The following is a 25671-nucleotide window of genomic DNA, read 5'->3' on the forward strand; positions in this document are numbered from 1 at the left end:
CATCAGGAGACATATTGTCGCAAATTCAGAGGTATAGAAAAACCCATCTTTTTATCTGATAACATTTTACCCGCTTCAACAGTGCTATTATATTGAAATAAATAAGAATAAATTTATTCAGTTAGCGGAGAGCAAAGATGATTCGAGTACTGATTGAACGCCATATTGCCGACGGTCTGGCAGAACACTACGAGAAAGCTGCACGCAATACCTTACAGCTAGCGATGCAAGCCCATGGTTTTATCTCAGGAGAATCCCTCAAAAATGTGAATAGTCCTAACCACCGGGTGGTCATGGCAACCTTTCGTACGATACAAGACTGGCAGCGCTGGCATCTCTCTGAAGAGCGTAAGCAGATCATGGAAGCGATCATGCCGATGCTCGAAGCAGAAGAGAAAATAACCATTCTGGAACACTAAACCGCATCAGAAGGAAGCTACGCCAACGGGCCCTCCGCTAAAAAAGCCGAGGGTCTGGCCACACGGATGAAACGATCCGCCCGCTAGCCCTGATAATCCAGCAGCCGGACATGTACAGTAATCTCTTCGCGGTCGTGATAGAGATGCTTAGCGGCGATCTGATAGCGAATTCCGGCATCGCTTAAGGCGTTTTGCAGATATTCCAGACAACTTTTCACCTCAGGGTAACGCTGTTTCATTGGCAGCTTAAGGTTAAAAATGGTTTCACGACACCAGCCCTCCACCAGCCACTGCGTCATCAGCTTTATCACCCGGGTTGGTTTATCAACAATATCGCACACCATCCAGTCAAACGCTTTATGCGGTTGATAGGTGAAGGCATCCTCCATCAGATGTTTCACCTGTCCGGTCTCCATCAGTGATTCAGCCATCGGACCGTTATCAATCGCCGTGACAAACATATTCTGATTGACCAACTGCCAGGTCCAGCCACCGGGCGCGGCCCCCAGGTCGACCGCACGTTTGCCACTACTGATATACTGATGCCACTGATTGTCAGGTATAAACCAGTGCCACGCCTCTTCAAGCTTCAGAGTGGAACGGCTGGGGGCCTGATTGGGAAATTTCAGCCGCATAATGCCCATCGGCCAGGGTGCTGAGTTAGCCAGCGGTGCGTAACCGATATAGAAGCTGCTCCCTGTAAGAGCAAAAATATGCATCCGGTGGGCCGCCTTGCGCTGCAGAATCTCTTTTTTGCGCAACACCTGACTGAACGCTGAGCCAAAACTGTTACAGAAGCGCTGCATTTCACGCCCCTCGGTAGTGTCGGCAGGCTCAACCCACAGCTCACCGCACTCTGGCAAGCCACTCACCGGCCCAATTAAGGAACCAATCCGATCTTCAGTATCAATACCCTCGACGATTGGCAGACAAGCAATCCATTGACGGGTGAAGATAAGGTCATGAAACCGCAGGGTTTCCAGGGCGAGGGAAGCCCCATCCGGCTGATGGCTGACAAACAGAGCGTAACCGCTGTTTTCTTCAAGCTTACAGTAACCATAGATACCCTGTTGCTCACACAACTCACGTACTTCGGCCGCACACTCTTTTTCGAAGCCCGGACGACAATAGAGTAAAAGGTGATTCACAGGGCGCTACCTCACAACTGACTGTTAATAATTCGAAGCGAGGATTCTACTGCATCAGCGATATGTTCGTCCTGAGTAATTCCGGATATTTTTCTGGGTTTAAGGTCGTGGTCACCATCATCGAGCCAGTGCAGCTGTACTGCAGGCGCGAGTCTGTATGCCTCAACCACCTCTTTTCGGCCCATTGCATCACGACTTCCCTGGAATATATGTACCGGTTTAGTAACAGAGAGCAGATGTTCAATTCTCGGGGAATCCTGCTTACCCGGGGCATAAAAGGGATAGCCGTAGACTAAACAGCCTGCCACGGCGGGATGTTCTGTCAGCATTGTCGCCATCCGCCCACCCATTGACTTACCTGCCAGCCAGAGTGGCTGACCATCCTGACAAAACTGCTCTATCTGTTGAGTAAAATAGTCCAGTAGTTTCGGCTGACGGTCTGGAGGACGCTTTTTACCATCCACTCGCCGCTGTTGCATATAGGGAAACTCAAACCTGACAACTTCAAATCCGCCAGCCGCAATTCCACGGGCAATCTGATTCATAAACAGACTATCCATCGGCGCACCGGCACCATGGGCCAGTAAAATACGCCCCTTTTCTGCCCTGCCTTCAACAATCATTACTTCACTCCTGATCAAAAATGCGGCAGATTATGCGCCAAATACTGCTTGATCCACATCAACAAAAGACAAATTAGTAACTTTTGATACTGGCTTGATCTGCGTCAACCTTTACCAAAAACGCTACTAAAGGCCATTACACATAAGCATATTCAAAAACAACATAACCAATATAATTATTTAGATTCAATAAGTTATAAGATTAATACAAACAAATATTTTTTTAAAATCACGCTATTTTCCCCATTTTAAACTGCGGCACTATGTCGCAACTAATACCGTTGACGCATTGAAATGTGGCCGCTGTTTCCACATAATAGCCAGCGGAAATTTACTTTCTAAACCTTTCTAATAGCTTGTTGATGAGAGCCTGATATGAGCACAGCAGCTGAACACCCAACCTACAATTACAAGGTGGTGCGTCAATTCGCCATCATGACAGTGGTATGGGGCATCGTCGGAATGGCCGTGGGCGTGTTAATCGCATCCCAGTTAGTATGGCCTGCACTAAACTTTGATACTGCCTGGTTGACTTACGGTCGCTTGCGTCCGTTGCACACCAACGCAGTTATCTTTGCATTCGGAGGCAGCGCACTGTTCGCAACCTCTTACTACGTCGTACAGCGTACGAGCCAAACCCGTCTGATCTCTGACAAACTGGCTGCCTTTACTTTCTGGGGCTGGCAACTGGTTATTCTGAGCGCAGCGATTACCCTGCCACTGGGCTTTACTCAGTCTAAAGAGTATGCCGAGCTGGAATGGCCAATCGACCTGCTGATCACTGTTGTCTGGGTTGCCTACGCTATCGTGTTCCTGGGTACTGTGAAGATGCGTAAAACATCTCACATCTACGTGGGTAACTGGTTCTATATGGCATTTATCCTGACAGTTGCAGTACTGCACATTGTTAACAGCGCAGCGATGCCTGTTACTCTGTTCAAGTCCTACTCTGTATATCCAGGTGCTGTTGATGCAATGGTTCAGTGGTGGTATGGCCACAACGCGGTAGGTTTCTTCCTGACTGCGGGCTTCCTGGGCATGATGTACTACTTCGTACCGAAGCAGGCTGAACGTCCAATCTACTCGTACCGTCTGTCTGTCGTTCACTTCTGGGCTCTGATCGCAACCTACATGTGGGCTGGTGGTCACCACCTGCACTACACCTCTCTGCCTGACTTCGCTCAGACGCTGGGTATGGTGATGTCTCTGATCCTGCTGGCACCATCCTGGGGTGGTATGATCAACGGTATGATGACTCTGTCTGGTGCATGGCACAAGCTGCGTACTGACCCTATCCTGCGCTTCCTGGTGGTTTCTCTGTCCTTCTACGGTATGTCTACCTTTGAAGGTCCGATGATGTCTATCAAGACCGTAAACGCTCTGTCTCATTACACTGACTGGACTATCGGTCACGTACATGCGGGCGCTCTGGGCTGGGTTGCTATGATCTCTATCGGTGCTGTTTACCACATGATCCCTAAACTCTGGGGTAAAACACAGATGGCCAGTGTTGGTCTGATCAACACCCACTTCTGGCTGGCAACTATCGGCACAGTTCTGTACATCTGCTCTATGTGGGTAAACGGTATCCTGCAGGGTCTGATGTGGCGTGCAGTTAACGAGGACGGCACCCTGACTTACAGCTTCGTTGAAGCACTTGAAGCAGGCCACTGGGGCTTCTTCGTTCGTGCTCTGGGTGGTGCATTCTTCCTGACCGGCATGCTCCTGATGGCATACAACGTATGGCAGACTGTTCGTAAAGACAGCACAGCTCCTGCAGCTGATGCGTCTGCACAGACAGCTTAAGGATAGGAGCATAGAAAATGATCAAACATGAAACGATTGAAAAGAACATTGGCCTGATGATCCTGCTGATTATCCTGGTAATCAGTGGCGGTGGTCTTGCTGAAATCGTACCTCTGTTCTTCGCTAATGCGACTACCAAGCCGATTGAAGGTCTGCGCACCTATACTCCGCTGGAACTGGAAGGCCGGGACATCTACATCCGTGAGGGCTGCTATGTATGTCACTCACAGCAGATCCGTCCTTTCCGTGCAGAAACCGAGCGTTACGGTCACTACTCAACTGCCAATGAATTCGTCTGGGAACACCCGTTCCTGTGGGGTTCAAAACGTACCGGTCCTGACCTGGCCCGTGTAGGTGGACGTTACAGTAATGACTGGCACCGCGCGCACCTGTACAACCCGCGTGATGTAGTACCGGAGTCCAAGATGCCCGCTTATCCATGGCTGTTTGAAAACAAACTGTCTGGTGCGGATACGGCTGCCAAGATGCAAGTTCTGGCTAAACTGGGTGTTCCATACACCGAGGAAGATGCTAGTAAGGCTCGTGAGCAGGTAGAAGGCAAGGCAGAAATTGACGCCCTGGTTTCATACCTACAGGCACTTGGTAAAACCCACTCTCAATATACCAACAAGCGGTAATTCGAGTGAGCTACGAAGTTTATGGTCCCTATCTGCCAGCAGTGATGATAATCACCTTTATCGGGCTGTTTATCTGGGTGTTATTACCGGGTAACCGAAAAAGATTTGAGGATGCATCACAACTACCCTTCGCTGACGAGGATGAAAGCCCTGCCAGTGAAGACTCTGCAAGTGCTGATATGACCAATAACGGGAGAAATGAAAGATGAGTGCTTTTTGGAACGCATGGGTATGGGCAATTACCCTGGCAGTTATTCTGGGTTGTTCCTGGTTACTGCTTGCCACGCGTAAGAGCGAACCACACAAGGAAGCGACAGAGGAAACTCTGGGACATTCTTTTGATGGTATCGAAGAGTATGACAACCCACTTCCGGGTTGGTGGTTTCAGATGTTTGTGGCTACCGTTATCTTTGGTATCGCCTATCTCGGCCTCTACGGTCTGGCTAACGTAAAAGGCTTTTACGGCTGGACCTCTGTAGGTCAGTACGAAGAAGAGATGGCACATGCTGAAGAGGTGTACAAACCTGTATTTGCAAAATACGCAGCGATGTCTGTTGAAGATCTGCAGAACCAGCCTGATGGTCTGAAAATCGGTCAGCGGATGTTTGCTAACAACTGCTCTCTGTGTCACGGCGCTACCGGTGCCGGTGCACACGGCTTCCCTAACCTGACTGACGGTGACTGGCTGTACGGTGGCGCACCTGCCACTATTAAGCAGACAATCACCAATGGTCGCCAGGGTGCAATGCCAGCCTGGGGTTCAGTACTGGGTGAAGAAGGTGTTCGTGATGTGGCAAGCTATGTATTGTCACTGAGCGGTGCAGAGCACGATGCAGAGATGGCCGCTCGCGGTAAGCAACAGTTCCAGGCTCTGTGTACTGCATGTCACGGCGCTGATGGTAAGGGAACCCAGGCTCTGGGCGCACCAAACCTGACCGACAACACCTGGTTGTATGGCGGCTCTTTCGAGCAGATCAGCCACACCATCCGTACCGGTCGTAACGGCGTTATGCCAGCACACAAAGATCTGCTAAGCGATGACAAGATCACTCTGATCGCCGCTTACGTGTACAGCCTTTCTAACAAGTAAGGTTCAGATCAATGAAAAAGGCGATATGGTGAAAATCATATCGCCTTTTTTTTCACCGCAGCTTAACTACTGCCTCAAACTGCGTATAATATTCAAATTCACTAATAAACCTTATATCTGATGGTTTTGGTGTTGGTATTTCGACTACTTGATGGTGAGGAATGGTATGAATCAAATACCAGTAAAGGACGTGACCCCAAAAAGCAATAAAGGCGATGAGAACTTCGATCTTTATGCCAAACGGGAACACATCTATGTAAAGTACTACAAAGGGTTCTTTAAGAACTTTCGCACAATATCCGGCTTTATGATGCTGGTAATGTTTTACGGTTTTTCCTGGATTCAATGGGATGGTCATCAGGCTGTTTTATTTGATCTGCCAAGCCGACAATTCCATGTATTTGGTTTCACCTTCTGGCCCCAGGATTTTATGCTGCTCTCCTGGTTGCTGATTATTCTTGCGTTCACCCTCTTCTTCGTCACCGTATTCGCTGGCCGTCTGTGGTGTGGCTATGCTTGTCCTCAATTCGTCTGGACCTGGTTCTTTATCTGGGCTGAACGGATCACAGAGGGCGACCGCAATCAAAGAATGCGGATGGATAAAGCCGGCTGGAGCGGTGAAAAAATCGCCCGTAAGGCAGCCAAACATGCGATCTGGCTGTTTATCGCAGCCGCCTCGGCTATCGCATTTGTCGGTTACTTCACCCCAATTCGCGAACTGGCACCCGCAGTGTTTTCCTGGAATCTGGGCCCATGGGAAACCTGGTGGATCGGCTTTCTCACAGTAGCTACCTATGCCAATGCTGGCTGGATGCGCGAACAAGTCTGTATCTATATGTGTCCATACGCCCGCTTCCAGAGCGTTATGTTTGATCAGGACACTCTGATTATCTCCTACGACAATATCCGCGGCGAAAATCGTGGCAAGCGTAAGAAAGGGGTCGACTATAAAGCCGAAGGTCTGGGCGACTGTATCGACTGCGATAACTGTGTCCATGTTTGCCCGGTTGGCATCGATATCCGTGATGGACTGCAATATGAGTGCGTTGCCTGCGGCGCCTGTGTCGACGTCTGTGACGATATTATGGACCGCATGGGTTATGAGCGCGGCCTGGTTCGCTATACCACTGAGCACGCTCTGAACGGGGGGCAAACCCATATCCTGCGGCCACGCTTGATCGGTTACTTTATTGCCATCTGCGCTATGTTTATCGCTTTCAGCGTTACCCTTTATAACCGCGTGCCTCTTGAAGTGGATATTATCCGTGACCGGGGTCAACTTTATGTTGAAGCATCAAACGGCATGATCGAAAACGTTTATACTCTCAAACTAGCCAATAAGTCACAGACTGACCATCGCTTTAGCATCGAAGTAAGTGGTGTAGAAGGGATTACAATGGCAGGAGACAGTGAGGTGCTGATCCGTTCTGGCGAACTGCTGGATCACCCCATCAGTCTGCAAGCTGACCCTCGCTTCCTTGAGCGTCCGAACTACGATATTACCTTCCGCGTTCAGGCACTGGATGATAAGGGCATTCTGGTGGAAGAGGATAACCGCTTTATCGGTCCGGCAAAGCGTTAAACCTACCCTCCCCCATTTGACTGAGTTAGAATAGCTGCCGGATTGACTTCCGAGCAGCTATTTCTTTTTAAGGAAACATATGACTGAGCAACCTATCGGCCCCTGGTATAAACAACCCTGGCTGTGGTTTATTATCGCCCCGTTAATTGCCACGGTACTTTACTCCAGTGTGTACATCACCGCTTCGATCGTCACTAATGATGGCGTGGTGCTGGAAGAATACACGAAGAAGGCTAAATCGTTTCATGAAGATAACCGTCTGAAAGAAGCAGCGGCCAGGCTCGGCCTGAGTGCGACGCTACGCTTTGACACTATCACCGGTGATATTAATCTTGAGCTTAGCAGTTCAAAAAATGAACCGTTGCCAGGACAGCTGCAGCTCACCATTGGTCACCCAACCAAAGCCAGTCTGGATATAACAACCACGCTGCGCCAGTTAAAACCCGGTCACTATGTCGGTGAGTTACAAACAACTCTCAACGGCAACCGGAAACTGATCATCAGCCCGGCCGATAAACAGTGGCAGTTGATCAAGGAAGTTGAACCCCCTTACGACCAGCAAAGTTTTTTATTTGGTAATCAGTAAGCTGTGATGAATGCCTCTGAAGGTAACCTGAACGAACGTCAGGGCTGCTATCACTGCGGCCTCGACATCCCCACCGGCAGCCAGTTTTTCACCATTATCGCGGGACAACCACGCCAGATGTGCTGTCCCGGTTGTCAGGCGGTGGCCCAGGTGATTGCTGATGGCGGCCTGGAAAACTACTATAAACATCGTACTGCAGAGGCAACCTCCCCCGAATCGATCAGTGCAAACGAACAGCTACGGGCAGAGTTCGAGCTTTATGATCACAGTAGTGTGCAAAAACATTTTGTTGCTGAGCTGCCTGACGGCACCCGCCAAGCGACGCTGGTGATAGAAGGAATTACCTGCGCCGCCTGCGTCTGGTTGCTGGAACATCACATCCGTGCTCTCGATGGCGTTGTCTTAGCCAGTGTCAACCTGACCAATCACCGCGCCCGCGTGCAGTGGGACAACGACCGCATCAAGCTGAGCGAAATCTTTATCGCGATGCATAGCATCGGCTATCAGGGCCACCCCTATCATCCCGACAAAGAGGAGCAATTACTGGAGCAGGAGACCAAACGTGCGATGCGCAGACTCGGCATCGCCGGGGTCTTTACAATGCAGATAATGATGCTTGCCGTAGCACTCTATACCGGTGCAGGGGCTAGCCTCGAAGCCAATTATGAGAACTTCATTCGCTGGGCCAGCCTGGTATTAGCAACGCCAGTGGTGTTTTACGCCTCCAGACCTTTCTTTCAGGCAGCCCTGCGAGACCTGCGCACCCGCCATCTGACCATGGACCTGCCAGTCTCAATCGCCATCGGTGGCGCTTACATCGCCAGCATATGGGCAACCGTAACCGCCAGCGGTGAGGTCTACTACGATTCGGTCAGTATGTTTACCTTCTTCCTGCTGATCGGCCGTTTCCTCGAAATGAAGGCGCGCCACCGAACTGGAAAAGCGGGCAACGCGCTACTCAACCTTCTGCCTGCCAGCGCGACCCTTTATACTGATGAGGGGGAGAGAATTGTCGCCGCCAATGAACTGCAACAGGGCGATCATATTCTGGTTAAACCGGGCCACACGATTCCAGCAGACGGTGTGATTCTTAAAGGCAGTAGCAGCATTGATGAATCCGCACTGACCGGCGAATACCTGCCGTTAACCAAACACGCAGGAGACCGGGTGGTCGGCGGAACCATCAATGTTGAGAACCCGATAGATCTCGAAGTGACGCAGGTTGGTGCCAGTTCACAGCTGTCATCCATCGTCCGCTTACTGGAACGGGCGCACGAAGAGAAACCTAAGGTTGCCCGGCTGGCTGATACCGTCTCCGGTTATTTTGTCACTGCAGTGCTGATTATCGCCGCCACCGTTGCCGTGGTTTGGTGGCAGATAGATCCAGGCCATGCTTTCTGGGTTACCCTTTCCGTCTTGGTGATCACCTGCCCATGCGCCCTGTCACTGGCAACGCCAACAGCACTGACCGCAGCCACCGGCACATTACGCCAGCATGGTCTGCTGATCACCCGTGGGCATGTATTAGAGAGTCTGGCAAAGGCAACCCATATCGTCTTCGATAAAACCGGCACCCTCACCGAGGGTAACCTGTCACTGCAAAGCACCCTCCCACTTGCTGATCTGAGTATTCAGGCCTGTTTGGATATTGCGGCTTCATTGGAGGCCCATTCAGAACACCCGATTGCAAGAGCGTTCCACCGGGCCAGTCACCTGGATAAGGTAACAGCCGCTGAGCAACTGCAGAATCATGTTGGCCTGGGACTCGAGGGGTATGTTGCAGGCAAGCGCTTTTTCATTGGCAAGCCCCGCTTCGCCAGTCAGTTCTGCGGGACATTACTGGATTTCGAAGACGCACCGGACAGCCAGGGACAATGGCTGCTGCTCGCCAGCGAAGCCGAGCCCCTGGCCTGGTTCGGCCTTAATGACCCGGCCCGGAAGCAGGCTTCAACGATGGTGCAGCAACTGCAAAAAATGGGGCTTGAGGTGCAGATGCTCACCGGTGACAGCTCCGCTGCCGTGGATCATATCGCCCGGCAGTTAAAGATCGACACAGTTATCTCTGGCGTCAGCCCGGAACAAAAGCTACAGCATATTCAACAGTTACAGGATAGCGGTGCTCAGCTGGTCATGGTTGGAGACGGTATTAATGATATACCGGTACTGGCAGGGGCTCAGACATCTATCGCCATGGGGTCTGCGACCGATCTGGCCAAAACCAACGCCGATGCGGTGCTCATATCTGGCGAACTGATGCGCCTGCCGCAAGCGCTACGTCTGGCTAAACGCACCCGGGCTAACATCCGCCAGAACCTCGGCTGGGCCATTTTGTACAACCTGATTGCACTGCCTCTGGCCGCTGCAGGTATGATCGCCCCCTGGATGGCCGCCATCGGCATGTCTGCCAGCTCCCTTGTGGTGGTAGGTAATGCGCTGCGTTTAACTAAACTTGATCGCTCCGATCGGTTAGAATAGCTACAACAACCTGAGTGAAGCACTGCTATGTCGATTATCTACCTGCTTATTCCTATTGCTATTATTCTCGCCGGGATTGCGATCTGGGGTTTTTTCTGGTCGGTCAACAATGGTCAGCTCGATGATCTGGAATCGCCAGCCCACAGCATCCTCTATGACGATGATGAACACCTCATCCCCGACGAAGCCAAACAGCCTAAACCTATTACCCAGCCACCTGAAAAGCAATGACAGAACCACTTTCAGTCTTTACTGCACTACTTTTAGGATTACTGGGCAGCGCTCATTGCCTCGGCATGTGCGGTGGAATATCCAGTGCTGTGGCCATGGGGATAGACCGTAAAAACCAGCACCCGACAGTGCTTTTACTGGGGTTTAATGTTGGCCGTATCGCCAGTTATACTCTGGCAGGCGCTCTGTTAGGCAGCATCGGCTGGCTGATCCGATCACCGGATGTCGCCCTGTTTTTGCGCAGTCTGGCCGGTGTAATCCTTATCCTGATGGGACTCTATGTGGCGCAGATCTGGAAGGCACTGGCCTATCTGGAAAAGCAGGGAAACCGACTGTGGCGCTATGTTCAGCCCCTAAGCCGTAAACTCCTGCCAGTACAAAACCCGTTACAAGCGATGGCACTTGGTGCCCTGTGGGGCTGGCTGCCCTGCGGCCTGGTCTACAGCACTCTGATTTGGAGCGCCACCGCCAGCAACTGGAGAACATCCGCCCTGCTGATGGCCTGCTTTGGCCTGGGAACCGTACCGGCGATGCTGGCAACCGGATTGCTGGCAAACCAGGTACAGGCACTGCTAAAAAACCGCAAAGCGCAGACGATTGCCGGGCTACTGATTGTACTCTTCGGCCTGTATACCATTCCCTGGCAGGGGTTGGGTTTAAGTCTGGCTTGATAAACATCAATACTGGGACGAACAAAATCACTATAATCGTCCCTTTGCAGTATAAGTGAGAAATGTTGTGAAGCAGAATAATCTGATTAAATGGGATCTAGATCTGATCCGCCGCTATGATCTGTCCGGTCCCCGATACACCTCTTACCCTACTGCGATACAGTTCGACCCTGAACTGTCTGCTGCCGACCTGGTAAGCACCGGGCAGCAAACCGCTGACCATAACGCACCACTATCGCTCTATGTTCATATCCCTTTCTGTGCGCATGTTTGTTATTACTGTGCTTGTAATAAGGTGATCACCCGCAACCGTAGAAAAGCGCAGCCCTACCTCGACACCCTGTATAAAGAGATGGCGCAGCTGTCTGACTGGTATGCAGATAACCGTACTGTTGAACAGCTCCACTTTGGTGGTGGCACACCAACCTTCATCAGCAATGAGCAGATGATTGAACTGATGCAGAAATTGCGGGAAAACTTCAAACTATTAGATGACGATTCCGGTGACTACTCTATCGAAATCGACCCACGTGAAGTGGATCATGAAAAGCTCAAAGTGCTGCGTGATATTGGTTTCAACCGGGTAAGTTTTGGCGTACAGGATATCGAGCTGAAAGTACAGCAGGCGGTCAACCGGGTTCAGCCCGTTGAAGAGATCGCCGATGTGCTCCATGAGGCCCGTCGTCTGGGTTTCCGCTCCATCAACATCGACCTGATCTACGGCCTGCCTCACCAAACCCTCGACAGTTTCGTTAAAACACTGGACAGCATTATTGAGCTAAGTCCGGACCGGCTTTCCGTCTTCAACTATGCCCATATGCCAGATCGCTTCCGCTCCCAGAGCCATATCAAAGCGGAAGATCTTCCCAGCCCGGAAACCAAGCTGGCGATTCTGGAAACCACCATCAACAAGCTGTGTGATGCAGGCTATGTTTATATCGGTATGGATCACTTTGCCAAACCCGATGACGAGCTGGCACTGGCACAGCAGAACGGCAAACTACACCGTAACTTCCAGGGATATACCACCCACAGCGATTGTGATCTGGTGGCGATGGGGGTCTCATCAATTAGTCAGATCGGCGATGTTTATTATCAGAATGAGCACGACCTGGGCGCCTACACCGGCGCGGTTGACGATCATTACTTTGCTATCAAACGCGGTGTTACTCTGACCCTGGATGACCGCATCCGCCGGGCGGTCATCACCCAGCTAATCTGCCACTTCCAACTGCATATGGCCGATATAGAACAGCAGTTTGGTATCAATTTTTCTGAGTATTTTGCGGAAGAGTTACAGGAACTGGAGCGATTTACCGGAGACGGCCTGGTCAGACTCAGCGAAAACAGCATCGAAGTCACCCCGGCGGGACGCCTGCTGATCCGCCGGATATGTATGGCATTTGACGCTTATATTCCTAAACAGCAACCGACAAAAGGGTTTTCCCGAATCATTTGATTCGGGAAATACTTCACCCTGCCTGTGATTTAGTAGATAATCAACGGCAAGCAAAGTCTATTAATACAACGAAAACAGGACATAGTTATGGGCAACCATAAGGCATCTGAAGGGAAACTACACAGCTTAAGGCAGGTTCATTGCAGCACATGCAGCCTGAGTTCGTTATGTTTACCCGTGTCCCTGAACATGACAGAGATGGACCGGCTGGACGATATTATTGATAAAAGCAGGCCATTGAAGAAAGGTGAACACCTGTTTCATCAGGGCGAACCATTCTCATCCGTTTACGCCATCCGTGCGGGCACCATTAAAACATATACCCTCACCAACGAAGGCGAAGAGCAGATCACCGGCTTCTACTTCCCTGGTGAAATGGTTGGTATGAGTGGTTTTGACAGTGAGCAATATCCCGTGTCCGCGAAGATGCTGGAAACCACCACTGTATGTGAAATACCGTTTGAACGACTCGATGAGCTATCCGGGCAGATGCCCGAGCTGCGTCGTCAGATTCTGCGTACCCTGAGTAAAGAGATCCGTGACGATCAGCAGATGATGCTGCTGTTAAGCAAGAAAAATGCTGAGCAGCGTGTCGCCACCTTCCTGGTAAAACTCTCAACCCGTTTCAAAGCACGGGGATACTCAGCAACCCACTTCCGCCTGTCAATGTCACGCAATGAGATCGGTAACTACCTCGGCCTGGCGGTCGAGACCGTTAGCCGTATCTTTACCCGCTTCCAGAAAATGGAGCTGGTTCGGGTGGACGGAAAAGAGATCGAATTGAGCAACCTGGAAGAGATCTACAGTCTGTCCGGCGAGTCTCAGGATATGCAGCCATGCGATGAGAAAAGCTGTCCACACACCTGATCCCGGTCAGAATTGAAAAATACCCGCCTGCTGCGGGTATTATTTTTATAGCCCCACAGTTTTAAGGTACTACTGATGAGTTTCGATGAATGTTATATCAAGTCCGTTATGCGCACGATTCCGGACTGGCCAGAACCCGGGGTAATGTTCAGAGATATCACCCCACTGTTTAAAGACCCTAAGGCGTTGCGGATGATCGCCGACGCCTTCATTCAGCGTTACATTGGTACTGAGATTACCCATATCGCCTGTATCGATGCCCGCGGCTTTCTGTTTGGCTCCATTATCGCCTACCAGTTAAACATCCCTCTGGTACTGGTGCGCAAAAAAGGCAAACTACCCGGCCAAACCATCCACCGCGAATATGCCCTTGAGTATGGTACTGCTGCGGTTGAGATGCAGGTTGATGCCGTCGCAGCAGGCGACAAAGTAGTAATCTTCGATGACCTGATCGCTACTGGCGGCACCATTCTGGCGGCCAGCACCATCATCAAAGAGCTGGGCGCTGAGGTTTATGAAGCCGCTGCACTGATCGACCTGCCCGATCTGAAAGGCTCTGAGCTGATCCAGCAAAGCGGTATTCCAGTGTACACCCTGCTGGCATACGAAGGCCTCTGATGCGTCACCGGGGGAACTTTTTCCGGGTTTCCCCAGCCTCCCCTGTCTGATCTCTCATAATGTTTACCCACTCAATCTGCAGATCAATCCTGTTCGCCGCTCGTTTATCTCTTTACAATAGCCACTCTTTTTTTATCTGTTATTAAGGGCTTATCTTATGTGGTTCAAAAATGCCATCTTTTACCGTTTTACACAGCCGTTCACATATACCCCCGAAGCCCTTGAAGAGAAACTCAGTGAGAAAGCCTTTACCCCATGTGGCAGTCAGGAACTCAGCCGCTTTGGCTGGGTCAGCCCCAGCAGTGGTCTGTCCGATATGCTGGTGCATGCGGGTAACGGCTATATGCTCATCGCGGCACAAAAAGAGGATAAGATCATCCCCTCCCAGGTCATTCGTCAGCAACTGGATAACCGGGTCAAACTGATCGAAGAGGAACAGGCACGTAAAGTCTATAAAAAAGAGAAGGATCAGCTCAAAGATGAGATCGTACTGGATCTGTTGCCCCGGGCATTCAGCAAGTTTCAGACAACCTGGGCACTGATCGCCCCGCAACAGAACCTTTTGATTGTCGATGCCAGCAGCCACAAGCGGGCGGAAGAACTGCTCAGCCATCTGCGCAGCCTGTTAGGCTCTCTGCCGGTCGTTCTTCCCGATGTTAACCAATCCCCCTCTGCAGTCATGTCTGGCTGGCTGGAGCACCCTGAGGGCCGCTTCGCAGGCCTGGAGCCAATGGACGAATGCGAACTCCGCGACAGTGCGGTGGAAACCGGTGTCATCCGTTGCAAAGGCCAGGATCTTGATAGTGACGAGATCCGTCATCATCTGGAGGCCGGTAAGCGGGTGGTGAAACTATCCCTCGAATGGCAGGAAAGCCTTAACTTTATTCTTCAGGATGATCTGTGCATTAAACGAATTAAGCTGTCGGATCAGTTGAAAGAGAAACTCGACCAGGACAGCCCCGATGAAGCATTTGCCCAGTTTGATGCCGAGTTTGTCCAGATGTCTCTGGAGCTGACCCGTCTGATTCCGGCACTCACCGAAGCGTTTGGCGGCGAAGCACAGCGGCCCTGATACTGACCCCGGGTGCAGCACTGAAAACCGGACAGCTGTCCGGTTTTTTTATCGACCGATCAGCCCCCCATCCGCCGCTGTTATTTTGTAACCGGTAGCCGCTTAATCAAAGATGACGCTTACTATTTAAAGCGATTATCAGGCTTACTATTTGAACTATGCTGGTCACTGTGTAGACTACGCCCATCCAGCAAATCAGGACCCTTCCGTGAGTAAAAGTTACAGCGTAAAAGAGATTTTCTACACCCTCCAGGGTGAAGGTGCACAAGCTGGCCGCCCTGCGGTTTTCTGTCGTTTTACCGGCTGCAACCTCTGGTCCGGCCGGGAGCAGGATCGCAGTAAAGCGGTGTGCGATTTCTGTGATACCGATTTTATCGGCACCGATGGTCAGAATGGTGGTAAATTCAAGTCAGCTGAAGCCCTGGCGCAGAAGGTAAAAAGCTTCTGGCCCGATACCCCCGAAGCGCATCAGGGAACCCCTTATGTCGTCTGTACCGGTGGCGAACCACTGCTGCAACTTGACGCAGAACTGATCGAAGCGCTGCATCAGCAGGGCTTCGAAGTCGCTGTAGAAACCAATGGCACCCTGCCGGTTCCGGAAGAGGTCGACTGGATCTGTGTCAGCCCGAAGGCGGATGCAGCACTGGTGCAACTCAGTGGTGATGAACTAAAGCTGGTTTACCCCCAACCCCTGGCCCAGCCGGAACAGTTTGCACAGCTGCAGTTTAGCCATTTTTACCTGCAGGCGATGGATGGGCCACTGCAGCGCATGAACACCCAGGACAGCATCCGTTACTGCCTGGCTAATCCTCAATGGAAACTAAGCCTGCAGACCCATAAGCTACTCGGCATTGACTAAAGCCGCACGCAAGCTTGCCGGACTGTTGCGCCAGAGCACCAGCAACACCGCCGGTATCTGCATCAGAATGCCATACAGCAGCACCGCCAGAGACATCTCAGGTTGTTGCAGTATGGCGCTGGTAACCATCAATGCGGTACCGGCATTCTGAATCCCTGTTTCAATACCCAGCGTCAGCGCCGTTTCTGTATTCAAGCGTAGCAAGTAGCGGGCGATCAGCACCGCCAGCAGCATCGCACTGCTGGCCAGCAGGATAATCGCCGGACTCAGAACCGGCAAGAGTTGTGGTAACACTGACCGATTAGCCCAGCTGATCATCACCACTACCACACACATAAACACCAGAGAGAGTATCTTTACTGGCCGTTGCAACCGCGCACAGGTATGCGGCCAGCGCTGATGTATAAACACGCCAATCGCCACGGGCAACAGGGTTACTATAACCAGTTTCATAATAGTGCTTAACAGTGGCAACTCTACCATCACACCATGCCCTAGCAGATGTTCGAGCGTGAACCAGGTCAGCCAGGGAAGTGTAAAAGGGATGATCAGACTGGTGATCGCAGTCAACGAAATTGACAATGCAGTATCCGCGCGACACAGATAACTGATCATATTCGAAGTGGCTCCACCCGGCGCAAAAGAGACGATCAGTAACCCCGCCGCCAGCGTCACCGGCAGCGCCAACGCGGTCACCACCAGCCAGGCCAGCAACGGCAGAAACAGAAGCTGCAGCACCACACCGGCGATGATAGCCAGCGGCCGATATCGCAACGATACAAAATCAGAGGGTTTTAATGTCAGCCCCATGCCCAGCATAATAATAAACAGAGCAACCGGTAATAACAGTGAAAGTGCATTGCCACCTTCCATTCAGGATCACTCCATCAGACACATTTAAAGAGCGCTATAGTAGGACGGGGAGAAGCCTAAGACAACCGCCAGAGAACAGAGAACTAAAGGGCTATCCCAATCTACCCACATAAGCTGTGGATAACGTTGTGGGTACCCTGAAATTACCCCCCCAGATGACCCGGCGTTTCACCGATCCGCATAATATGGTTATTTTTTGACCAGATGTTTTTATTGTTATATTTCAATGAGTTATAGTTAATTGATCTGGATCAAACGGATACTTTCTGATACTTATCCAAGATAAGTGTCAATTCAGCGTCGTTGCTGTGACAGATAAAAGTCAACCCACCAGTGGTAAAAAAAATTAGAAAAAGTGGCTTTCATCTGGTCAATTGATTCAGTTCCACTTACCATATTGCCCTCTCAAAGAATCGGACTCTTTTTTACTCATGCTAGAAACACGAAGTAATCAGTCTCAGGCTCAGCGTATTACCATTATCGGTTCGGTTATTGATACCATTCTGGGTGTGCTGAAAATTGTTTTCGGTATGCTATCTCACTCCAGCGCGCTGATCGCCGATGGTATCCACTCGCTGTCTGATCTGCTGACCGACTTTCTGGTGGTCTGGATCATCAGATACTCCCATGAGGAGCCCGATGAAGAGCACCCCTGGGGACATGCCCGATTCGAAACCATCGGTACGGTCATCCTGGGTTGTATCCTCATCGCTGTTGCCGGGGCAATGGCCTATGAAAGTTTGCTTACCCTTATCCGTGCTGATGTTGTGCAGCTGCCAGAGTGGCCTGCTCTGCTGATTGCTGCGATCTCGGTTTTAGCTAAAGAAGCTATCTTCCGTTACACCCTGGCCGTTGGTAAACGGATCAAATCCGATCTGATTATTGCCAACGCCTGGCATAGTCGTACCGATGCCTTCTCCTCTATCGTTGTTTTTTTTGGTGTTGCCGGGGCAATGGCGGGAATGGCCTGGCTCGATGCTGTAGCGGCGGTCGGCGTGGCAGCAATTATTGCCAAGGTGGGCTGGGACCTGACCTGGAAAAGTATCCTTGAGCTGGTGGATACGGCCCTACCGGAAGAACAGACCCAGGCCTATACCGATGTCATTATGCAGGTTGAAGGCATTCTCAGCGTGCACAGTTTCAAAAGCCGCAGCATGGGCAGTCAGAGCCTGCTGGAGATGCACCTGCAGGTCGCTCCCCACCTGAGCGCCTCAGAAGGTCATTATATCGGCGATAAAGTAGTCTTAAGGTTGATGAAGAAGTTTGAAGATATTGGCCATATCATCTTTCATATCGATACTTACGATGATGAAGAGGAGTTTGACAACTCAACCAACCTGCCGGTACGTACCGAGATCAGCGGGGTATTGTGGGAGCTATTAGAACAGGCTGGCCATCCCGAGCTTGGAATCAGCCGTCTGGCCCTATATTACCGTAGGGACTCTGTTGAAATTGAACTGATGCTGCTGGACACCCCGACTAATCAGCAAATCAATATGAAAGAGCTGGAGTCAGATCTCGATCGATTATTCAGGCAGTACAGCTGGTTCAGAAGTATCCGCCTTTGGCAGGGATACCAGCCTCCTAAGCTGTAGTCGCTTCTACTGTATCGATGAGCGTTGTTTTATGAGCGTTAACTGATGGATTATAGACGCCCGGCCCGGCAACATAGCGTCGAGCTGGAGATTCGCAAAAGCCGTTTTATCTGTGATGTCCAGCCAGTTGATAACCGGGATGATGCGCTGCGCTTCATCGGCTCAGTGCGCCACAGCCACCCTAAAGCCAACCACCATTGCTGGGCCTATATCGCAGGCCAACCTGAAGATGTCCACCAATGGAACTGTAGCGATGATGGTGAACCCAAAGGAACCGCTGGTCAGCCCATGCTGAACGTGTTGCAACACAGTGATCTGGGCAATATCTGTGCGGTTGTCACCCGCTATTTCGGTGGCATCAAACTGGGTACCGGAGGGCTGGCGCGGGCCTACTCACAAGCGGTACAACAGGGGCTGCACGAGCTTCCCACTGTTGCAGTGGTGGCTACTGTCGCTATCAGTCTCTCAGCCCCCTATCACCTTACCGGAGAGTTAGAGCACCTGGTAAGCCAGTTTCAGCTACGCAACTGTGAACGCAGTTTTGGCGAAACCTTTATGCTAACCGCCACGCTGGAAGCAGATCGACAAACCGATTTCAGACAGGCACTTACCCCCTTCCAGCACCTTATTAGCCTGAGCCTGAGTTAATTTCGTCACTGAACACCATGGCATATGCGCTTGCCAATGCCTGGCTGCGGGTCTCATGGCAGGAACTCTGTGGAATCAAACCGAGAATTTTCAAGCGGCTGAGGATATCCTTAACAATCGGATTAAGGCCGATAATATGAACATCCCGGCCTAACTGTTGGGCATCGATAATCATATCCTCAATTGCCAGCGCGGTAGAAACATCGATCAGCGGTACCCGGCTAAAATCAAGTAATAAAGCATCATGAGGGTTCCGCCCCTGCAGTTTAGCAGCCAGGCCTTTTGCTGCGGCATAACTGACCGGACCATCAAACTGATACAGAAGCACCCGTCCACGGGTCTCAGCAAGCAATTTACGCTCCCGTTTACTCAGCCCCTCATCATCTCCAGCAACACTGTCAATCAACCGGATACTGTCCAGCTGATTATCAGCCAGCCGCTTAACCGTCACCACGTTGGCAATAAATACCCCAGCAAAGACTGCGGTCACCAGGTCGACCATTACCGTCAATACCAGCACCAGCACCATCAGGCAGGCCACAAAAAGGGGCGCCCGGGGCAGCCGGGCCAGAAAGCGCCAGTCAATGATATCCAGCCCCACCTTGATAAGGATACCCGCCAGCACCGCATGGGGAATCGTTTCTGCCAGGGGCGCCGCCCCCAGAACGACACAGATCAGTACGAACGCATGAAAACAACCCGCAATTGGCGTCATGCCCCCGGCTTTTATGTTCACCACGGTACGCATGGTTGCTCCGGCGCCCGGCAAGCCACCGAACAATCCGGCGACCATATTGCCAATGCCCTGCCCGATCAGCTCACGGTCTGAATCATGCTGGGTTTTAGTCATATTGTCCGCCACCAGTGAAGTAAGAAGCGAATCAATTGATCCCAACACTGCCAGCATCATCGCCGCAAATAACATGTCAGACAGAATTTCCATCGAAAACCGGGGGATCTGCAGCTGAGGAATACCGGTGGGTATATGACCAATCACCGCCAGATCGGTATGACCATGAAACAACTGGTACACCAGGGTACCGATGATCAGAGCCAACAGCGTTGGTGGAATAATACGGGCCAGTTTTTTCGGGCAAAACAACACGATAGCCAGCGTTATAGAACCAAGCAGTAACGCTGCTGGATCGGCTGCCGCGAGATAATGGGGTATCTGTCGCAGGGCTTCAGCTGCACTCGCTGATGAAGGAAAACCAAACATAGGCCCCAGTTGAAGCAGGATAATGATGATCCCGATACCCGACATAAAACCAGAGATCACCGGAAACGGTACCAGGGTGACATACCGGCCCAGTTTCAGCAGACCAAACAACATCTGCAACAAGCCCCCCAGCATCACAACCGTAAATGCAAATAACGGCCCGCTTTGCGGATCCAGAGCAACAAACTGGGTAAATACCGAGGACATAACGACGGTCATGGGGCCTGTCGGGCCGGATACCTGACTGGGGGTTCCACCAAACAACGCCGCAAACAACCCGACAAAAATAGCACCGTAAAGACCCGCGATAGCACCGGCCCCGGAAGAGACACCAAACGCCAGTGCTAATGGCAGGGCAACCACTGCGGCAGTTACCCCTCCCAGCAGGTCGCCTCTGAGATTATGAAAATGAAGCCCATGAATCAGCGACATATCAGATCCTGACTAAGTTTTATATTTATTAGTGTCTGGACAGATTTAGAACACAAAATGCTCATACAACCATCCATCACTTGCCAGATTGAAGCAATGAATAATTAGTCGATATCAGCACAAAGTTGACTGTTGTGCTATCTACCCCTATTAAAATTAATGTTATGCTTCTGCCGGTTCAAATTTAGCCCCTACAGTCTGGCGAAATAGGAAAAAGGTTCTATGAAGTTCGCAGATAATCCGCAACAAGCAACTGAATATCTTCGTCGCGCAATTCCCCTGATGGTAAAAAATGGTATCCCCACCACACCACTGAATTATGCCCTTTGGTACGCCTATGTTTCCGGAGCGATGCCGATGCTGAACCAGCAGATGGACAAGATGCTGGAAATCTATGGCACTTGCCCGAACAGAATCAGTGAACTGCTTTTCCGTGACTTTCTGATAAACGAGGAAGCGGCAAACACGGAAACGCTGCAACAAGCGATGCTGTCCGTTATGGGAGACCTGGAAAGTTCAGCCTCATTAACCGTTCAGGACACCAAAGCCTATAACGAGGTGCTGCTGGAGAGTCTGGCAGCACTCAAAGACAATAATGATAATTTGAGTCTGGAAACAATAATCCAGAACCTCGCGGTCAATACCGTCACCATCAGCGAAAGCACCCGCCAGTTTCAGAAAAAAATTGATGAGGCCCAGACTGAGATCAGCAAACTGAAACGAGAGCTGCACGAGTCCCGGCAGGAAGCCACAATCGACCCACTGACCGGTTTATATAATCGCCGGGTCTTTGATACCGAGATCAGTGAGCTGGCATCGCTGCCGCAACCTGACGTTTCACTGATTATGGTTGATATCGATTTTTTCAAGAAGTTTAATGATGCCTACGGCCACCAGATGGGCGATAAGGTACTACAGTATGTTGCCAGACTGATCAAAGAGGAGTGCTCAGAGCCCCGGCTTCCGGTTCGCTTTGGCGGTGAGGAGTTTTCCATGTTACTGCCCAATACCACAGTGCCTGATGCCTGTGAGCTGGCAGAGAGAGTGCGCAAAAAGGTTGCCGGTATCCGTATCAAGCAGAAAACAAGTGGGGAAGTTATCAGCTCGGTTACCGCCTCTTTCGGCGTGGCTCACCTAGAAACCGATGAATCACCGGAAAGTCTGATTGCCCGTGCAGATGCAGCCCTTTACAAAGCCAAGCAAGCCGGACGGAATAACGTGCAGACCGCTAATTAGATCGGATTCAGACTGCGTCTGTTCAACGCCTTCCCGATTACATTAAACAGGTAAAACGACAGACTTAAGACAAAAAAATCCCCGGTCTGCAGAGCAGCCGGGGGAATAGTCGATGAAGGTCACTTAACTCGCTGGTTCACGCATTGTTACAAACTCTTCAGCTGCAGTCGGGTGAATTCCAATGGTGGAATCAAACACCGCTTTGGTGGCGCCGGCTTTCAGAGCGACAGCTATGCCCTGAATAATTTCGCCAGCATCGGGGCCTACCATATGCACCCCAAGCACCTTGTCGCTGTCACGATCAACCAACATCTTCATGAAGGTTTTCTCGTCACTACCGCTAATCGTATGCTTCATTGCTCTGAACGTAGACTTATAGACATCAACATTTTCATAGAGTTCACGACTTTTTTCTTCAGACAGACCAACCGTACCAATATTTGGCTGACAGAACACCGCCGTCGCGATCAGATCATAGTCCACCTGCTGATTTTTACCCGCATACAGGTTACGCACCAACGCCATCCCTTCCGCCAACGCCACAGGGGTCAGCTGCACCCGGTCGATCACATCACCGATGGCGTAAACCGACGGTTCTGCGGTCTGAAACTGATCGTTAACAACAATCGCGCCATTCGCTTTCTGTTCAACGCTGATATTTTCCAGGCCCAGATCCATCACATTAGGCACCCGGCCAGTGGCATACATAATGGTGTCTGCTTCCAGCGTTGAGCCATCGGTCAGATGTGCCAGCAACGAGCCATCCGCCTGTTTTTCGATCTTCTCAATATTGTTATTAAAGCGCAGATTCACATGTTTCTTCGCCACTTCCTCCGCGGTAAACTCCCGGACCTCCTGATCAAAACCACGCAGGAACAGATCTCCCCGATAGATCAGCGAGGTTTCAGCACCAAGTCCGGCAAAGATACCGGCAAACTCAACCGCGATATAGCCACCGCCGACCACAATTGCCCGCTTAGGGAACTGGTCAAGATAGAACACTTCGTTAGAGCTGATCACATGTTCACTGCCAGGAAACTCTGGCACATAGGGCCAGCCACCGGTAGCGATCAGAATCCGCTCAGCGCTGTACTGCTTACCAGAGACCTCCACCGTATTGGCTCCGGTAATTCGCGCCCGGCCATCCAGCAGGTTGACCCCGGAATTAACCAGCATATTGCGGTAGATACCATTGAGTCGCTCAATCTCTTTGGTTTTATTGTCCCTCAGGGTTGGCCAGTCAAAGGTGGATTTTCCTACCGTCCAGCCAAACCCGGCGGCATTTTCAAACTCCTCACTGAAATGGGAGCCATACACAAACAGTTTCTTTGGCACACAGCCAACATTGACACAGGTGCCACCCAGGTAGCGGTCTTCTGCCATCCCTACCCGAACCCCCATTGCGGCCGCCATACGCCCAGCCCGAACACCACCCGAACCGGCACCGATTACAAACAGATCAAAATCAAACTCTGCCACAGGATTCCCCTTAACACTGATAACAATTAACTGAACAGACTGTACCTGAACATATGGACGGTCTGATAAAAACTATGCGCCATAATCTACCTGTTGTCGCTCAATGATGCCAATAAAGATAGGCAAATCCGGCAATAGGGTTTTTCAATCAGTCTGCATTTGCACTTTGCCCGGGCGAAGGTTAAGTTAAGCGCCTCATTACTCCTCTTTATTTGATTGTCTTTGGATTTATCATGAAACTGATCTCATTTAATACCAACGGCCTGCGTGCCCGGCCCCACCAGATTAAAGCCCTGATAGAGAAACATCAGCCGGATGTTATCGGGATTCAGGAAACCAAAGTTCATGATGACGAGTTTCCCGCTGAGATGATCACTGCGCTGGGCTATCATGTGGAATTCCACGGCCAGAAAGGCCACTACGGTGTCTGCCTGATCTCAAAGCAACCGCCTGTTGCCCTGGAGAAAGGGTTTCCCGGAGATGATGAAGAGGCACAGAAACGGATGATTATCGGCGAGTACGATATTGACGGTCTGCGGGTAAAAGTCCTCAATGGTTACTTTCCCCAGGGGGAAAATATTGCCCACGAAACCAAATACCCGGCCAAACGTAAATACTATGCTGATTTGCAGAACTATCTGGAACAACAGTGCGACCCCTCTCAACCTCTGGTGGTGATGGGTGACCTGAATATCTCACCGGAAGATATCGACATCGGTATCGGTGAGGTAAACCGTAAACGCTGGTTAAAAACCGGTAAAACCAGTTTCCAGCCAGAAGAGCGTCAATGGCTGGCTCGACTATTAGGCTGGGGGCTGCAAGATACGTTTCGCAAGATACATCCCGACACTGATAACCTGTTCAGCTGGTTTGATTATCGCAGCAAAGGGTTTGAAGATAACCCCAAACGGGGGCTGCGTATCGACGCGGTACTGGTAACGGCACCGCTCTACCTGCGTTGTACTGACGCCAATATTGATTACGATATTCGCGGTATGGAAAAACCATCAGATCATGCCCCGATCTGGGCTCAGTTTGATCGCTGAGAAACAGTCCACTGGGGGCGTTCAGCCCCCAGTAGAGTCCCGCTGAATTATTCCGTAACAGAACTGACAAAGTCTGCAGGCTTAACTACCATCAGGTCTGCATGTAGTTCATCCAGAATCCGCTCTATCGTACTACCCACCAGTATCCGATCCAGCAATCCCCGCGCCACTGCCCCCAAAACCAGTATGTCAATATGTGCTTCATCCACATATTCGAGGATAGCCTGAGAAGTCTCCTTCTCTTTAAGCGTAACCGCAGGGCTATCTGTGGTCAGACCATAGGGCTCCAGCAACTGCCCCAGAGCAGCCACATGCTCAGCCCTGACCTTGCGCTGCATCCCCTCGAAGTCGGTCACCAGATGTTCATCGAAAATGGCAGAGTGAGGCAGCACGTTAAAGCTGTGCATCACTTTCAGGTCTCCTTCCAGAGTCTGCACCAGGCGCCGCGCCCACTCCAGTATTGTTTTATCCAGAGCCGCCGGACTATCGCACTCATGGAAGGGATCAACCGCTGCCGCCACATGACTGCCATCAGACCAGGGCTTCTGTTTAACTAACAACAACGGTACGGGGCACTCTCTGATCAACTGCCAGTCGCTCTGGTCAAAGATGTAGTGTCCGAGACGACTGTGCTGAGCTATCGGGTGCAGAACGATATCAGGTTCATAGCGGAGCACCTTACGCACCAACGCTTCAGCCCGGTGCCGCTGCCAGCAGAGATCCAGGTCAACATCGATATTAAGCTCTTCAAACGGCTCGGCCTGTCGCTCTAACTCCGCTTCGGCCTGACGCATATAGCCGTGCTCTGCCTTGAGCAGGGATTCATTATCCAGCAGATAGCTGTTACGCAACGAACTGCTGTAACAGCAACAAAACAACTCTACTTTAGCACCACTCCCCTCTGCCAACCGCACAGCCTTTTCCAGTAACAGACTGCAATCTTTACCCTGCTCAATATTCACCAGAATTTTGCTGATATCCACAACAGAACCTCCTCAG

25 protein-coding genes are annotated in these 25671 nt (G+C 51.1%); 19 read left to right on the plus strand and 6 right to left on the minus strand.

Going from position 1 to position 25671, the window contains the following annotated elements; translation table 11 throughout:
- Window positions 1–137 precede the first annotated feature (137 nt).
- Window positions 138–419, plus strand: coding sequence for an antibiotic biosynthesis monooxygenase family protein (locus tag ACQY8X_RS04805; RefSeq protein ID WP_428034009.1), 282 nt, complete (start codon window positions 138–140; stop codon window positions 417–419).
- An 83-nt stretch (window positions 420–502) separates the two neighbouring features.
- Here the strand turns inward: ACQY8X_RS04805 and rlmM are convergent, their stop codons facing one another.
- Both rlmM and ACQY8X_RS04815 read right to left on the minus strand, forming a co-directional pair.
- Window positions 503–1567, minus strand: a complete 1065-nt coding sequence (rlmM, locus tag ACQY8X_RS04810; protein ID WP_428034010.1) for a 23S rRNA (cytidine(2498)-2'-O)-methyltransferase RlmM — start codon at window positions 1565–1567, stop codon at window positions 503–505.
- Window positions 1568–1578: 11 nt separating this feature from the next.
- Complete coding sequence (locus ACQY8X_RS04815) at window positions 1579–2190, minus strand: alpha/beta family hydrolase (protein WP_428034011.1); 612 nt, start codon at window positions 2188–2190, stop codon at window positions 1579–1581.
- Between the two features lie 375 nt (window positions 2191–2565).
- On the opposite strand from ACQY8X_RS04815, the gene ccoN reads away from it, so the two are divergent.
- The 14 genes from ccoN to queE all read left to right on the plus strand — a co-directional run bounded on the left by ccoN (window position 2566) and on the right by queE (window position 16144).
- Window positions 2566–3996, plus strand: coding sequence for a cytochrome-c oxidase, cbb3-type subunit I (gene ccoN / locus ACQY8X_RS04820; RefSeq protein ID WP_428034012.1), 1431 nt, complete (start codon window positions 2566–2568; stop codon window positions 3994–3996).
- 17 nt (window positions 3997–4013) lie between these two features.
- Entirely contained in the window at window positions 4014–4634 is a 621-nt protein-coding gene (gene ccoO / locus ACQY8X_RS04825) for a cytochrome-c oxidase, cbb3-type subunit II (RefSeq protein ID WP_428034013.1), read from the plus strand.
- Between the two features lie 5 nt (window positions 4635–4639).
- Window positions 4640–4843 (plus strand): cbb3-type cytochrome oxidase subunit 3, encoded by a 204-nt coding sequence (locus ACQY8X_RS04830; protein WP_428034014.1) that lies wholly within the window; start codon window positions 4640–4642, stop codon window positions 4841–4843.
- Window positions 4840–5724 (plus strand): cytochrome-c oxidase, cbb3-type subunit III, encoded by an 885-nt coding sequence (gene ccoP, locus ACQY8X_RS04835; RefSeq protein ID WP_428034015.1) that lies wholly within the window; start codon window positions 4840–4842, stop codon window positions 5722–5724. Before ACQY8X_RS04830 ends, ccoP begins: the two co-directional genes overlap by 4 nt.
- 166 nt (window positions 5725–5890) lie before the next feature.
- Window positions 5891–7306, plus strand: a complete 1416-nt coding sequence (gene ccoG, locus ACQY8X_RS04840) for a cytochrome c oxidase accessory protein CcoG (RefSeq protein ID WP_428034016.1) — start codon at window positions 5891–5893, stop codon at window positions 7304–7306.
- Between the two features lie 79 nt (window positions 7307–7385).
- Entirely contained in the window at window positions 7386–7892 is a 507-nt protein-coding gene (locus ACQY8X_RS04845; protein WP_428034017.1) for a FixH family protein, read from the plus strand.
- 6 nt (window positions 7893–7898) lie between these two features.
- Window positions 7899–10367 (plus strand): heavy metal translocating P-type ATPase, encoded by a 2469-nt coding sequence (locus ACQY8X_RS04850; RefSeq protein WP_428034018.1) that lies wholly within the window; start codon window positions 7899–7901, stop codon window positions 10365–10367.
- Between the two features lie 27 nt (window positions 10368–10394).
- Entirely contained in the window at window positions 10395–10598 is a 204-nt protein-coding gene (gene ccoS / locus ACQY8X_RS04855) for a cbb3-type cytochrome oxidase assembly protein CcoS (protein ID WP_428034019.1), read from the plus strand.
- On the plus strand, window positions 10595–11269 hold the full coding sequence (locus ACQY8X_RS04860; RefSeq protein WP_428034020.1) for a sulfite exporter TauE/SafE family protein: 675 nt from the start codon (window positions 10595–10597) through the stop codon (window positions 11267–11269). Before ccoS ends, ACQY8X_RS04860 begins: the two co-directional genes overlap by 4 nt.
- Window positions 11270–11336: 67 nt before the next feature.
- Window positions 11337–12728 carry an oxygen-independent coproporphyrinogen III oxidase gene (gene hemN / locus ACQY8X_RS04865; protein WP_428034021.1) on the plus strand — a complete coding sequence of 464 codons (1392 nt, stop codon included), beginning with the start codon at window positions 11337–11339 and terminating at the stop codon, window positions 12726–12728.
- Window positions 12729–12815: 87 nt separating this feature from the next.
- A complete protein-coding gene (fnr, locus tag ACQY8X_RS04870; protein ID WP_428034022.1) occupies window positions 12816–13595 on the plus strand; it encodes a fumarate/nitrate reduction transcriptional regulator Fnr in 780 nt (259 codons plus the stop codon).
- Window positions 13596–13670: 75 nt separating this feature from the next.
- Window positions 13671–14213 carry an adenine phosphoribosyltransferase gene (locus tag ACQY8X_RS04875; RefSeq protein ID WP_428034023.1) on the plus strand — a complete coding sequence of 181 codons (543 nt, stop codon included), beginning with the start codon at window positions 13671–13673 and terminating at the stop codon, window positions 14211–14213.
- A 157-nt stretch (window positions 14214–14370) separates the two neighbouring features.
- On the plus strand, window positions 14371–15285 hold the full coding sequence (rdgC, locus tag ACQY8X_RS04880) for a recombination-associated protein RdgC (protein ID WP_428034024.1): 915 nt from the start codon (window positions 14371–14373) through the stop codon (window positions 15283–15285).
- Between the two features lie 208 nt (window positions 15286–15493).
- A complete protein-coding gene (gene queE / locus ACQY8X_RS04885; RefSeq protein WP_428034025.1) occupies window positions 15494–16144 on the plus strand; it encodes a 7-carboxy-7-deazaguanine synthase in 651 nt (216 codons plus the stop codon).
- Here the strand turns inward: queE and ACQY8X_RS04890 are convergent.
- On the minus strand, window positions 16127–17017 hold the full coding sequence (locus ACQY8X_RS04890) for a bile acid:sodium symporter family protein (protein ID WP_428034026.1): 891 nt from the start codon (window positions 17015–17017) through the stop codon (window positions 16127–16129). The two genes, queE and ACQY8X_RS04890, sit on opposite strands and share 18 nt — an antisense overlap.
- Window positions 17018–17448: 431 nt before the next feature.
- Between ACQY8X_RS04890 and ACQY8X_RS04895 the strand changes: the two genes are divergently transcribed.
- Together ACQY8X_RS04895 and ACQY8X_RS04900 are read left to right on the plus strand one after the other, a co-directional pair.
- Complete coding sequence (locus ACQY8X_RS04895) at window positions 17449–18612, plus strand: cation diffusion facilitator family transporter (protein WP_428034027.1); 1164 nt, start codon at window positions 17449–17451, stop codon at window positions 18610–18612.
- 45 nt (window positions 18613–18657) lie between these two features.
- Entirely contained in the window at window positions 18658–19260 is a 603-nt protein-coding gene (locus ACQY8X_RS04900; protein WP_428034028.1) for a YigZ family protein, read from the plus strand.
- On the opposite strand, the gene ACQY8X_RS04905 is transcribed toward ACQY8X_RS04900, so the two are convergent.
- Entirely contained in the window at window positions 19241–20911 is a 1671-nt protein-coding gene (locus ACQY8X_RS04905; RefSeq protein WP_428034029.1) for a SulP family inorganic anion transporter, read from the minus strand. The two genes, ACQY8X_RS04900 and ACQY8X_RS04905, sit on opposite strands and share 20 nt — an antisense overlap.
- Before the next feature lie 222 nt (window positions 20912–21133).
- Between ACQY8X_RS04905 and ACQY8X_RS04910 the strand changes: the two genes are divergently transcribed.
- Window positions 21134–22147 carry a GGDEF domain-containing protein gene (locus ACQY8X_RS04910; protein ID WP_428034030.1) on the plus strand — a complete coding sequence of 338 codons (1014 nt, stop codon included), beginning with the start codon at window positions 21134–21136 and terminating at the stop codon, window positions 22145–22147.
- 123 nt (window positions 22148–22270) lie between these two features.
- Here ACQY8X_RS04910 and gorA read toward each other — a convergent pair whose 3' ends face one another.
- Window positions 22271–23626: a glutathione-disulfide reductase gene (gene gorA, locus ACQY8X_RS04915; protein ID WP_428034031.1), complete on the minus strand. Its 1356-nt coding sequence runs from the start codon at window positions 23624–23626 to the stop codon at window positions 22271–22273.
- A 233-nt stretch (window positions 23627–23859) separates the two neighbouring features.
- On the opposite strand from gorA, the gene xthA reads away from it, so the two are divergent.
- Window positions 23860–24672, plus strand: coding sequence for an exodeoxyribonuclease III (xthA, locus tag ACQY8X_RS04920; protein ID WP_428034032.1), 813 nt, complete (start codon window positions 23860–23862; stop codon window positions 24670–24672).
- Window positions 24673–24719: 47 nt separating this feature from the next.
- Here the strand turns inward: xthA and ACQY8X_RS04925 are convergent, their stop codons facing one another.
- Window positions 24720–25655 carry a universal stress protein gene (locus ACQY8X_RS04925; protein WP_428034033.1) on the minus strand — a complete coding sequence of 312 codons (936 nt, stop codon included), beginning with the start codon at window positions 25653–25655 and terminating at the stop codon, window positions 24720–24722.
- Window positions 25656–25671: the final 16 nt, after the last annotated feature.

This window comes from Amphritea sp. (assembly GCF_050300915.1).
In the GTDB taxonomy this organism is placed as follows: Bacteria; Pseudomonadota; Gammaproteobacteria; order Pseudomonadales; family Balneatricaceae; genus Amphritea.

Coding starts and splice junctions, on each gene's coding strand:
- ACQY8X_RS04890 (WP_428034026.1), bottom strand. CDS start 17,017: ATGGAAGGTGGCAATGCACTTTCACTGTTATTACCGGTTGCTCTGTTT.
- ACQY8X_RS04895 (WP_428034027.1), top strand. CDS start 17,449: ATGCTAGAAACACGAAGTAATCAGTCTCAGGCTCAGCGTATTACCATT.
- ccoG (WP_428034016.1), top strand. CDS start 5,891: ATGAATCAAATACCAGTAAAGGACGTGACCCCAAAAAGCAATAAAGGC.
- ACQY8X_RS04860 (WP_428034020.1), top strand. CDS start 10,595: ATGACAGAACCACTTTCAGTCTTTACTGCACTACTTTTAGGATTACTG.
- ACQY8X_RS04910 (WP_428034030.1), top strand. CDS start 21,134: ATGAAGTTCGCAGATAATCCGCAACAAGCAACTGAATATCTTCGTCGC.
- ccoN (WP_428034012.1), top strand. CDS start 2,566: ATGAGCACAGCAGCTGAACACCCAACCTACAATTACAAGGTGGTGCGT.
- xthA (WP_428034032.1), top strand. CDS start 23,860: ATGAAACTGATCTCATTTAATACCAACGGCCTGCGTGCCCGGCCCCAC.
- ACQY8X_RS04850 (WP_428034018.1), top strand. CDS start 7,899: ATGAATGCCTCTGAAGGTAACCTGAACGAACGTCAGGGCTGCTATCAC.
- fnr (WP_428034022.1), top strand. CDS start 12,816: ATGGGCAACCATAAGGCATCTGAAGGGAAACTACACAGCTTAAGGCAG.
- ccoS (WP_428034019.1), top strand. CDS start 10,395: ATGTCGATTATCTACCTGCTTATTCCTATTGCTATTATTCTCGCCGGG.
- ccoP (WP_428034015.1), top strand. CDS start 4,840: ATGAGTGCTTTTTGGAACGCATGGGTATGGGCAATTACCCTGGCAGTT.
- ACQY8X_RS04875 (WP_428034023.1), top strand. CDS start 13,671: ATGAGTTTCGATGAATGTTATATCAAGTCCGTTATGCGCACGATTCCG.
- ccoO (WP_428034013.1), top strand. CDS start 4,014: ATGATCAAACATGAAACGATTGAAAAGAACATTGGCCTGATGATCCTG.
- ACQY8X_RS04815 (WP_428034011.1), bottom strand. CDS start 2,190: ATGATTGTTGAAGGCAGGGCAGAAAAGGGGCGTATTTTACTGGCCCAT.
- rdgC (WP_428034024.1), top strand. CDS start 14,371: ATGTGGTTCAAAAATGCCATCTTTTACCGTTTTACACAGCCGTTCACA.
- ACQY8X_RS04900 (WP_428034028.1), top strand. CDS start 18,658: ATGGATTATAGACGCCCGGCCCGGCAACATAGCGTCGAGCTGGAGATT.
- ACQY8X_RS04845 (WP_428034017.1), top strand. CDS start 7,386: ATGACTGAGCAACCTATCGGCCCCTGGTATAAACAACCCTGGCTGTGG.
- ACQY8X_RS04905 (WP_428034029.1), bottom strand. CDS start 20,911: ATGTCGCTGATTCATGGGCTTCATTTTCATAATCTCAGAGGCGACCTG.
- ACQY8X_RS04805 (WP_428034009.1), top strand. CDS start 138: ATGATTCGAGTACTGATTGAACGCCATATTGCCGACGGTCTGGCAGAA.